The sequence below is a fragment of the Enterobacter sp. SA187 genome, from assembly GCF_001888805.2.
In the GTDB taxonomy this organism is placed as follows: Bacteria; Pseudomonadota; Gammaproteobacteria; order Enterobacterales; family Enterobacteriaceae; genus Enterobacter_D.
Genome location: NZ_CP019113.1, coordinates 1,431,655 through 1,442,704, shown reverse-complemented (window position 1 = coordinate 1,442,704; position 11,050 = coordinate 1,431,655). Strand labels below are relative to the sequence as shown.

At 54.7% G+C, this 11,050-nt stretch carries 6 protein-coding genes; 4 read left to right on the top strand and 2 right to left on the bottom strand.

Annotated elements, in window-relative coordinates:
• Position 1: 1 nt before the first annotated feature.
• The 4 genes from thiG to BMF08_RS06925 all read left to right on the top strand — a co-directional run bounded on the left by thiG (position 2) and on the right by BMF08_RS06925 (position 2,638).
• Positions 2-772 (top strand): thiazole synthase, encoded by a 771-nt coding sequence (gene thiG, locus BMF08_RS06940; protein WP_072571605.1) that lies wholly within the window; start codon positions 2-4, stop codon positions 770-772.
• The gene (gene thiH / locus BMF08_RS06935) at positions 769-1,893 is read left to right on the top strand and encodes a 2-iminoacetate synthase ThiH (protein WP_072571606.1); all 1,125 of its coding nucleotides are present in this window, start codon (positions 769-771) and stop codon (positions 1,891-1,893) included. The genes thiG and thiH overlap by 4 nt, the downstream gene beginning before the upstream one ends.
• 117 nt (positions 1,894-2,010) lie before the next feature.
• Positions 2,011-2,316, top strand: a complete 306-nt coding sequence (locus BMF08_RS06930; RefSeq protein WP_072571607.1) for a PTS sugar transporter subunit IIB — start codon at positions 2,011-2,013, stop codon at positions 2,314-2,316.
• 4 nt (positions 2,317-2,320) lie between these two features.
• The gene (locus BMF08_RS06925; RefSeq protein ID WP_072571608.1) at positions 2,321-2,638 is read left to right on the top strand and encodes a PTS lactose/cellobiose transporter subunit IIA; all 318 of its coding nucleotides are present in this window, start codon (positions 2,321-2,323) and stop codon (positions 2,636-2,638) included.
• Between the two features lie 64 nt (positions 2,639-2,702).
• Here the strand turns inward: BMF08_RS06925 and rpoC are convergent, their stop codons facing one another.
• Entirely contained in the window at positions 2,703-6,926 is a 4,224-nt protein-coding gene (gene rpoC / locus BMF08_RS06920) for a DNA-directed RNA polymerase subunit beta' (protein WP_072571609.1), read from the bottom strand.
• A gap of 76 nt (positions 6,927-7,002) precedes the next feature.
• Entirely contained in the window at positions 7,003-11,031 is a 4,029-nt protein-coding gene (gene rpoB, locus BMF08_RS06915) for a DNA-directed RNA polymerase subunit beta (RefSeq protein WP_072571610.1), read from the bottom strand.
• Between the last annotated feature and the right edge of the window lie 19 nt (positions 11,032-11,050).

The window sequence follows — 11,050 nt, the reverse complement described above, 5'->3', positions numbered from 1 at the left end:
TATGTTACGCATTGCTGATAAAACCTTTACTTCGCACCTTTTTACCGGGACGGGGAAATTCGCCTCACCCGCGCTGATGATGAACGCGATACGCGCCTCCGGTAGCCAGCTGGTCACCCTGGCGATGAAGCGCGTCGATTTGCGCCAGCGCAGCGATGACCTGCTGGCGCCGTTGCTGGAGGCCGGGGTGACGCTGTTGCCTAATACTTCCGGGGCAAAGAATGCCGAAGAAGCCGTGTTTGCCGCACAGCTGGCAAGGGAGGCGCTCGGCACAAACTGGCTGAAGCTGGAGATCCACCCGGATCCGCGTTGGCTATTGCCCGATCCCATCGAAACCCTGAAAGCCGCGGAGATTCTGGTAAAGCAGGGCTTTATCGTGCTGCCCTATTGCAGCGCCGATCCGGTGTTATGCAAACGGCTGGAGGAAGCGGGCTGCGCGGCGGTAATGCCGCTGGGCGCGCCTATCGGCTCCAATCAGGGGCTGGAAACCCGCGCGATGCTGGAAATCATCATCGCTCAGGCTGGCGTGCCCGTGGTGGTGGATGCCGGGATAGGCGCCCCCAGCCATGCGGCACAGGCGCTGGAAATGGGCGCGGATGCGGTGCTGGTGAATACCGCCATTGCCGTGGCTGACGATCCGGTGAAAATGGCTCATGCATTCCGCCTCGCCGTTGAAGCCGGCGTGCTGGCGCGTGAAGCGGTGCCGGGCGCCCGGCACTCCTTCGCACAGGCCACCAGCCCGCTGACCGGTTTTCTGGAGGCGCAGCCATGAATACCTTCACTGACCGCTGGCGGCAGCTGGACTGGGATGACATCCGCCTGCGTATTCACAGTAAAACCGCCCGGGACGTCGAACGGGCGCTCAGCGCCACGCAGCTCACCCGCGAGGATATGATGGCGCTGCTCTCCCCCGCCGCCAGCGCGTTTCTGGAGCCGCTGGCGCAACGTTCGCAGCAACTGACCCGCCAGCGTTTTGGCAACACGGTCAGTTTCTACGTGCCGCTGTATCTGTCAAACCTCTGTGCTAACGACTGCACTTACTGCGGCTTTTCGATGAGCAACCGCATTAAGCGCAAGACACTCGACGACGATGAGATCGCCCGCGAGTGCGCCGCCATCCGTCAGATGGGCTTTGAACACATTTTGCTGGTGACCGGCGAGCATGAAAAGAAAACCGGTATGGACTATTTCCGCCAGCAGATCCCGGCGATTCGCCGCCAGTTCGCCTCGCTGCATATGGAAGTGCAGCCGCTGTCGCAGGCGGAGTATGCGGAGCTGAAAGCGCTCGGCCTCGACGGTGTGATGGTGTATCAGGAGACTTATCATGAAGGGGTTTACGCCAGGCACCATCTGAAAGGCAAAAAGCAGGACTTCTTCTGGCGGCTGGAGACCCCGGACCGGCTGGGCCGCGCGGGTATCGATAAAATCGGGCTTGGCGCATTGATCGGTTTGTCGGATGACTGGCGGGTGGACTGCTTTATGGTGGCGGAGCATCTGCTGTGGCTGCAAAAACAGTACTGGCAGAGCCGCTATTCCATCTCTTTCCCGCGACTGCGCCCCTGCACCGGCGGTATTGAACCCGCCTCCATCATGGACGAACGCCAACTGGTACAAACCCTGTGCGCGTTTCGCCTGTTCGCGCCGGAGGTGGAACTGTCGCTGTCAACGCGGGAATCGCCCTGGTTCCGCGATAACGTGATCCCGCTGGCGGTGAACAACGTGAGTGCGTTTTCGAAAACGCAGCCCGGCGGCTATGCTGACGACCACCCGGAACTGGAGCAGTTCGCGCCCCATGACGGGCGTCGCCCGCAAGAGGTGGCAAGCGCGCTGATGCGTCGTGGTTTACAACCCGTATGGAAAGACTGGGACAGCTGGCTGGGGCGCAATTTGTAACCGGTTTCACCTTAAGCGGGTTTCTTTGTGATGCCCGACACACAATCACTGCAAAGCGGTTGTTGATCCCCGGGGGTGGGATAATTATCAGTTATCCCATCTACATCGAGGCTAACTATGAAAAACATCGTTTTATGCTGTGCTGCCGGTATGTCCACCAGCATGTTGGTTCAACGTATGAAAGATGCGGCGCAGAAAAAAGGCGTCGAGGTGACCATCAAAGCCGTTCCGGTGGCGGAGTTTAAGGACAATATCGCAACCGCCGATATTGTCCTGCTGGGACCCCAGGTGAAATATGAACTGGCCAAGCTTCAGGCGCAGGCTGAGCCGCTGGGCAAAAAGGTCGCCGTTATCGATATGATGGATTACGGCATGATGAAAGGTGATGTCGTACTGGAAAAAGCCCTTAAGCTGCTGGAGTGATCGCATGGAAGATTTGGAAACTATCATCATGGAATTGCTGGTTAACGCGGGCGCAGCACGCAGCGAAGCGTTAACGGCGCTACAGCTGGCGCGTCAGGGGGATTTTGCAGGCGCTGAGGCCGCGATGACGGAGTCGCGGGAATACGTTAAGCATGCCCATAAAATCCAGACGCAGCTGATAGGTCTTGATGAAGGTGAAGGCAAATTGCCGGTGAATCTGATCACCGTGCATTCGCAGGATCATCTGATGAACGCCATGGTGATTCAGGATCTGGCCGGCGATATGATTGAACTGTATCGCCGTTTACCGCCTTTGAATTGATTGCTGTCTGAAGAGCAAAAAAAAACCCGCCGAAGCGGGTTTTTTATTATCGGGCTGTTAACGATTACTCGTTGTCAGAACCGCCCAGGCCTGCGTTCAGCAGTTCTGCCAGGCTGGCAGACGCGTCTTCAGCAGTCACCTGCGGTGCAGCCGGGAGTTCACCCGCAGCACGACGGCGCATACGATCCTGATGGTACGCGTAACCGGTACCAGCCGGGATCAGACGACCCACGATAACGTTCTCTTTCAGACCGCGCAGTTCGTCGCGTTTGCCCGCAACGGCTGCTTCGGTAAGCACACGAGTGGTCTCCTGGAACGATGCCGCGGAGATGAAGGACTCGGTTGCCAGAGACGCTTTGGTGATACCCAGCAGATCGCGAGCATAGGTCGCTGCGATTTTGCCGTTCGCTTCCAGTTCGCGGTTAGCGATCTTGACGCGAGAGTATTCAGCCTGCTCACCTTCGAGGAAGTCAGAGCTTCCTGCGTTCTCGATGGTGGCTTTACGCAGCATCTGACGCACGATAACTTCGATGTGCTTATCGTTGATCTTAACGCCCTGCAGACGGTAAACGTCCTGTACTTCGTTGGTGATATAACGCGTAACGGCGTGAACACCACGAAGACGCAGAATGTCGTGCGGCGCTTCCGGACCATCCGAAACCACATCACCACGTTCTACACGTTCACCTTCAAACACGTTGAGCTGACGCCATTTCGGTATCATCTCTTCGTACGGCTCGCTGCCATCAACCGGGGTGATAACCAGACGACGTTTCCCTTTGGTTTCTTTACCGAAGGAAATGATGCCGCTGATTTCAGCCAGGATTGCCGGCTCTTTCGGACGACGTGCTTCGAACAGGTCAGCAACACGCGGCAGACCACCGGTGATGTCTTTAGTACCGCCGGATTCCATCGGAATACGCGCCAGGGTGTCACCACCGCTGATCTGTACGCCGTCTTCCAGCTGCACAATCGCTTTACCTGGCAGGAAGTACTGAGCTGGCATATCGGTACCAGGGATCAGAACATCGTTACCGTTGGCATCAACGATTTTCAGCGCCGGACGCAGATCTTTACCGCCCGCGGTACGTTCTGCAGAATCCAGAACCACCAGCGAAGACAGACCGGTCAGTTCGTCGGTCTGACGAGTAATCGTCTGGCCGTCGATCATATCGGTGAAGCGGATATAACCCGCTACTTCGGTGATAACCGGCATGGTGTGCGGATCCCAGTTTGCTACGGTTTCGCCGCCTGCAACCTGCTCGCCATCACCCTTCGCCATGACCGCACCGTAAGGCACTTTATAGCTTTCTTTGGTACGACCGAATTCGTCGATCAGTTTCAGCTCGGTGTTACGGGAGGTCACCACCAGTTTACCGCTGGAGTTCACAACCGATTTCGCGTTGCTGAGACGGATGCTACCTTTGTTTTTCACTTGGATGCTGGATTCAGCAGCCGCACGAGATGCCGCACCACCGATGTGGAACGTACGCATCGTCAGCTGTGTACCCGGCTCACCGATGGACTGTGCCGCGATAACGCCGATTGCTTCACCTTTGTTGATGATGTGGCCACGCGCCAGGTCACGACCATAGCAGTGTGCACATACACCAAAGTCGGTGTCACAGGATACAACGGAACGCACTTTCACGCTGTCTACGGAGTTCGCTTCCAGCAGGTCACACCATTGCTCATGCAGCAGCGTGTTGCGTGGAACCAGAATGTCCGCGGTACCTGGTTTCAGTACGTCTTCAGCGGTCACACGACCCAGAACGCGATCGCGCAGCGGCTCTTTAACATCACCACCCTCGATAACCGGGGTCATGGTGATACCTTCGAGGGTGCCACAATCGTCTTCGGTAACCACCAGATCCTGCGCAACGTCAACCAGACGACGCGTCAGATAACCGGAGTTCGCGGTTTTCAGTGCGGTATCCGCCAGACCTTTACGCGCACCGTGCGTGGAGATGAAGTACTGGAGTACGTTCAGACCTTCACGGAAGTTCGCGGTGATCGGCGTTTCGATGATGGAGCCATCCGGCTTCGCCATCAGACCACGCATACCTGCCAGCTGACGAATCTGTGCCGCAGAACCACGCGCACCGGAGTCGGCCATCATGTAAATGCTGTTGAAGGAAACCTGCTGCTCTTCGACGCCGTCACGGTTAATAACGGTTTCGGTTTGCAGGTTGTCCATCATCGCTTTAGATACACGATCGTTCGCCGCAGCCCAGATATCGATAACTTTGTTATAGCGTTCGCCCGCAGTTACCAGACCAGACTGGAACTGTTCCTGAATTTCAGCAACTTCCGCTTCCGCTTCGCTGATGATTTCAGTTTTCTTCTCAGGGATCACCATATCGTCGATACCAACGGATGCACCTGAACGCGCTGCATAAGCAAAGCCGGTGTACATCGTCTGGTCAGCAAAGATAACGGTCGGTTTCAGGCCCAGAATGCGGTAACAGGTGTTCAGCATTTTGGAGATCGCTTTCTTGCCCAGCGCCTGGTTGACGATGGAGAAAGGCAGACCTTTCGGTACGATCATCCACAGGATCGCACGACCAATGGTCGTATCAATCAGGCTGGTTTTCGCAACGAATTCGCCCTGTGCATCTTTTTCATACTCGGTGATACGCACTTTTACACGCGCATGCAGAGAGGCCAGGCCAGCGCGATAAATACGCTCAGCTTCTTTCGGGCCAGTCAGCACCATGCCTTCGCCTTTGGCGTTAACACAGTCACGGGTCATGTAGTACAGACCCAGTACAACGTCCTGAGACGGAACGATGATTGGTTCGCCGTTCGCCGGAGACAGAATGTTGTTGGTAGACATCATCAGCGCACGCGCTTCCAGCTGAGCTTCAAGCGTCAGCGGAACGTGTACTGCCATCTGGTCACCATCGAAGTCGGCGTTATAAGCCGCACAAACCAGCGGGTGCAGCTGGATTGCTTTACCTTCGATCAGTACCGGTTCAAATGCCTGGATACCCAAACGGTGCAGTGTTGGTGCACGGTTCAGCAGTACCGGGTGTTCGCGGATAACTTCGTCCAGGATATCCCAAACGACAGCTTCTTCACGCTCAACCATTTTCTTGGCGGCTTTGATGGTGGTAGCAAGACCACGCAGTTCCAGCTTGCCGTAGATGAACGGTTTGAACAGCTCCAGCGCCATTTTCTTCGGCAGACCGCACTGATGCAGACGCAGGTATGGACCTACGGTGATAACAGAACGACCGGAGTAGTCAACACGCTTACCGAGCAGGTTCTGACGGAAACGACCCTGTTTACCTTTGATCATATCGGCCAAAGATTTCAGAGGACGCTTGTTAGAACCGGTGATCGCACGACCGCGACGACCGTTATCCAGCAGGGCATCTACTGCTTCCTGCAGCATACGTTTTTCGTTACGTACAATGATGTCCGGCGCAGCCAGATCCAGCAGACGTTTCAGACGGTTGTTACGGTTGATAACGCGACGATACAGATCGTTCAGATCCGACGTTGCGAAACGACCACCATCCAGCGGTACCAGCGGACGCAGATCTGGCGGCAGAACCGGCAGAACGGTCAGGATCATCCACTCTGGCTTGTTGCCAGACATCACGAATGCTTCCAGCAGTTTGATACGCTTGGTCAGCTTTTTACGCTTGGTTTCGGAGTTAGTTTCGTTCAGCTCTTCACGCAGCTGCTCGCACTCTTTCTCCAGATCCATGCTTTTCAGCAGGGCCTGGATCGCTTCCGCACCCATTTTCGCGTCGAATTCGTCACCGAACTCTTCCAGCGCGTCCAGATACTGTTCTTCGGTCAGGATCTGGTTACGTTCCAGATTGGTCATACCGCCTTCGATAACCACATAGGATTCGAAGTACAGAACACGTTCGATATCGCGCAGCGGCATATCCAGCAGCAGGCCGATACGGGACGGCAGAGATTTCAGGAACCAGATGTGCGCAGTCGGAGAGGCCAGTTCGATGTGGCCCATGCGCTCACGGCGCACTTTGGTCTGGGTCACTTCAACGCCGCACTTCTCACAGATCACACCACGGTGTTTCAGGCGCTTGTACTTACCGCACAGGCACTCATAGTCTTTTACTGGCCCGAAAATACGCGCACAGAAAAGGCCGTCACGCTCAGGTTTGAACGTACGGTAGTTGATGGTTTCCGGCTTCTTAACTTCACCGAAAGACCATGAACGGATCATGTCTGGCGAGGCCAGCGCAATTTTGATCGCATCAAACTCTTCGGTTTTAGTCTGCGCTTTCAGAAACTTTAATAAATCTTTCACGGATTTGCTCCCGTCGGAGTTAGCACAATCTGGCGCCGGGAGTGACCCCGGCACCAGTGACCTGTTTGAGCGAGAGTTACTCGTCTTCCAGTTCGATGTTGATACCCAGCGAACGGATCTCTTTCAACAGTACGTTGAAGGATTCCGGCATGCCCGGTTCCATCTGATGGTTACCGTCCACGATGTTTTTATACATCTTGGTACGACCATTAACGTCATCAGACTTAACGGTGAGCATTTCCTGCAGGGTGTATGCCGCGCCATATGCTTCCAGCGCCCACACTTCCATCTCCCCGAAGCGCTGACCACCGAACTGCGCCTTACCACCCAGCGGCTGCTGAGTAACCAGGCTGTAAGAACCGGTAGAACGCGCATGCATTTTGTCATCAACCAGGTGGTTCAGTTTCAGCATGTACATATAGCCGACGGTAACCTGGCGCTCGAATTGCTCACCAGTACGGCCGTCGAACAGGGTAATCTGACCGGAAGTCGGCAGGCCACCCAGCTGTAACAGTTCCTTGATTTCAGACTCTTTCGCACCGTCGAATACCGGCGTTGCGATCGGCATACCTTTACGCAGGTTCTCAGCCAGACGCAGAACTTCTTCATCAGTGAAGGTGTTCAGGTCAACTTTCTGACGAACGTCGGAGCCCAGATCGTAAGCACGCTGGATGAATTCGCGCAGTTTCGCGACTTCCTGCTGCTGTTTCAGCATGGCGTTGATCTTATCGCCGATACCTTTAGCAGCCATACCCAGGTGAGTTTCCAGGATCTGACCGATGTTCATACGAGACGGTACGCCCAGCGGGTTCAGTACGATGTCTACCGGCGTGCCGTTTTCATCGTAAGGCATATCTTCGATCGGGTTGATCTTAGAGATAACACCCTTGTTACCGTGACGACCCGCCATTTTGTCACCAGGCTGGATCTGACGTTTAACGGCCAGATACACTTTAACGATTTTCAGCACGCCCGGTGCCAGGTCATCGCCCTGAGTGATTTTGCGACGTTTCGCTTCGAGTTTTTTCTCGAACTCGTGCTTCAGTTCGTCATACTGCTCAGCCAGCTGTTCCAGCTGATTTTGTTTGCTTTCGTCGGTCAGACCGAGTTCCAGCCAGCGGTCGCGCGGCAGTTTGTCGAGCTTCTCAGCTTCAACGCCACCGGAAACCAGCACGGCATGGATACGGCTGAACAGGCCAGCTTCGAGGATCTGCAATTCTTCAGACAGGTCTTTTTTCGCCTGCTTCAGCTGCATCTCTTCGATTTCCAGCGCACGTTTGTCTTTTTCCACGCCATCGCGGGTAAAGACCTGAACGTCGATAACGGTACCGGAAACGCCGTTCGGCACACGCAGAGAAGAGTCTTTAACGTCAGACGCTTTCTCACCGAAGATCGCACGCAGCAGTTTTTCTTCCGGCGTCAGCTGGGTTTCACCTTTCGGCGTCACCTTGCCCACCAGAATGTCGCCGCCGGTCACTTCTGCACCGATGTAAACGATACCGGATTCATCCAGTTTGGAGAGCGCTGCTTCACCCACGTTCGGGATGTCGGCGGTGATCTCTTCCGGCCCCAGCTTGGTGTCACGGGACACACATGCCAGTTCCTGAATATGGATGGTAGTGAAACGATCTTCCTGAACCACACGCTCGGAGACAAGGATGGAGTCTTCGAAGTTATAACCATTCCACGGCATGAAGGCTACGCGCATGTTCTGACCGAGCGCCAGTTCACCGAGGTCGGTGGACGGACCGTCTGCCAGCACGTCGCCGCGCTCAATTGGCTCACCCAGAGATACGCAAGGCATCTGGTTGATGCAGGTGTTCTGGTTAGAACGGGTGTATTTGGTCAGGTTATAAATGTCGATACCTGCTTCGCCCGGGTACATCTCGTCTTCGTTAACTTTGATAACGATACGGGAAGCATCCACGTACTGAACAGTACCGCCACGCTTAGCAACAGCAGTAACACCGGAGTCAACGGCAACAGCACGTTCCATACCAGTACCAACCAGCGGCTTATCAGCGCGCAGAGTCGGAACGGCCTGACGTTGCATGTTCGCACCCATCAATGCACGGTTGGCGTCATCGTGTTCCAGGAACGGGATCAGGGACGCACCGACGGAAACCACCTGCTGGGTGGAAACGTCCATGTAGTCAACCTGGTCGTTGCTGAACAAGCTGGATTCGCCTTTGCTACGGCAGGTAACGAGATCGTCAACAAAGCGACCTTCTTCATCCAGGTTGGTGTTCGCCTGAGCGATAACGTAGTTACCTTCTTCGATAGCAGAAAGGTAATGGATCTCGTCAGTCACCACGCCGTCAGTCACTTTACGATACGGAGTCTCAAGGAAGCCGTATTCGTTAGTCTGTGCATAAACGGACAGGGAGTTGATCAGACCGATGTTCGGACCTTCAGGCGTTTCGATTGGACATACGCGACCGTAGTGAGTCGGGTGTACGTCTCGAACTTCAAAGCCTGCGCGCTCACGGGTCAGACCGCCCGGGCCGAGTGCGGAGATACGACGCTTGTGCGTGATCTCAGACAGCGGGTTGTTCTGGTCCATAAACTGAGACAGCTGGCTGGAACCGAAGAACTCTTTCACTGCTGCGGAAATCGGCTTGGCGTTGATCATATCCTGAGGCATCAGGGTATCCAGATCGCCCAGAGACAGACGCTCTTTCACCGCACGCTCTACACGTACCAGACCAACGCGGAACTGGTTTTCCGCCATTTCGCCAACGGAACGGATACGACGGTTGCCGAGGTGGTCGATATCGTCCACTTCGCCTTTACCGTTACGGATACCGATGAGCTTCTTCATCACTTCAATGATGTCGTCTTTGCTCAGGATACCGGAACCTTCGATTTCGTCGCGCAGCAAAGAACGGTTGAACTTCATACGACCAACCGCAGACAGATCATAGCGGTCTTCGGAGAAGAACAGGTTCTCGAACAGGCTTTCAGCCGCTTCGCGCGTCGGTGGTTCACCTGGGCGCATCATGCGGTAGATTTCAACCAGCGCGCTCAGACGATCGTTGGTTGGGTCGACACGGATAGTCTCAGAAATGTAAGCGCCGTGATCCAGGTCGTTGGTAAACAGCGTTTCGATACGCTTATGACCGGCCTGGCTCAGCTTCGCCAGCAGATCCAGAGAGAGTTCCATGTTTGCTGCGCAAATCAGCTCGCCAGTAGACTCATCAACGTAGTCTTTAGCGGCAACTTTGCCTGCAATGTACTCAACCGGGACTTCAATCAGTTTGATATCGTCTTTTTCCAGCTGGCGAATGTGACGCGCGGTAATACGACGCGCTTTTTCCACATACACTTTGCCGTTAGCTTCGATGTCGAAGGAGGCGGTTTCACCACGAAGGCGTTCCGGCACCAGTTCCATCTGCAGCTTGTTATCACGAATTTCAAAGACGACTTTTTCAAAGAACAGGTCAAGGATCTGCTCAGTGGTGTAATTCAGTGCACGCAGGATGATAGTCGCTGGCAGTTTGCGGCGACGGTCAATACGTACGAACAGGTTGTCTTTCGGATCGAACTCGAAGTCCAGCCATGAACCGCGGTAAGGAATGATACGCGCGTTATACAGCACTTTACCTGAAGAGTGAGTTTTACCTTTGTCGCTGTCAAAGAATACGCCAGGACTACGGTGAAGCTGAGACACGATAACGCGCTCAGTACCGTTAATAACAAAGGTACCGTTGTCGGTCATGAGCGGAATTTCGCCCATGTAAACTTCTTGCTCTTTGATGTCTTTAACGGTGCCTTCCGGCGCTTCGCGCTCGTAGATCACCAGACGCAGTTTCACACGCAGCGGTGCCGAGTAGGTCACGCCACGGATCTGGCATTCTTTTACATCAAAGACAGGCTCGCCAAGACGGTAACTGACGTATTGCAGTTCCGAGTTGCCGCTGTAGCTCGTGATCGGGAACACGGAACGGAATGCTGCTTCCAGACCGTACTGCCCTTCAGGATCTTGCTCGATAAACTTCTGGAACGAGTCAAGCTGGATAGAAAGGAGATATGGAATGTCCAGCACTTGCGGACGTTTTCCAAAATCCTTACGAATACGTTTTTTCTCGGTATAGGAGTAAACCATTAGGGTTCCTCAGCTCGCT

Bases quoted from the DNA above. Each gene is read 5' to 3' on its own strand.
- rpoB (WP_072571610.1), bottom strand. From the start codon at position 11,031: ATGGTTTACTCCTATACCGAGAAAAAACGTATTCGTAAGGATTTTGGA.
- thiH (WP_072571606.1), top strand. From the start codon at position 769: ATGAATACCTTCACTGACCGCTGGCGGCAGCTGGACTGGGATGACATC.
- BMF08_RS06930 (WP_072571607.1), top strand. From the start codon at position 2,011: ATGAAAAACATCGTTTTATGCTGTGCTGCCGGTATGTCCACCAGCATG.
- thiG (WP_072571605.1), top strand. From the start codon at position 2: ATGTTACGCATTGCTGATAAAACCTTTACTTCGCACCTTTTTACCGGG.
- BMF08_RS06925 (WP_072571608.1), top strand. From the start codon at position 2,321: ATGGAAGATTTGGAAACTATCATCATGGAATTGCTGGTTAACGCGGGC.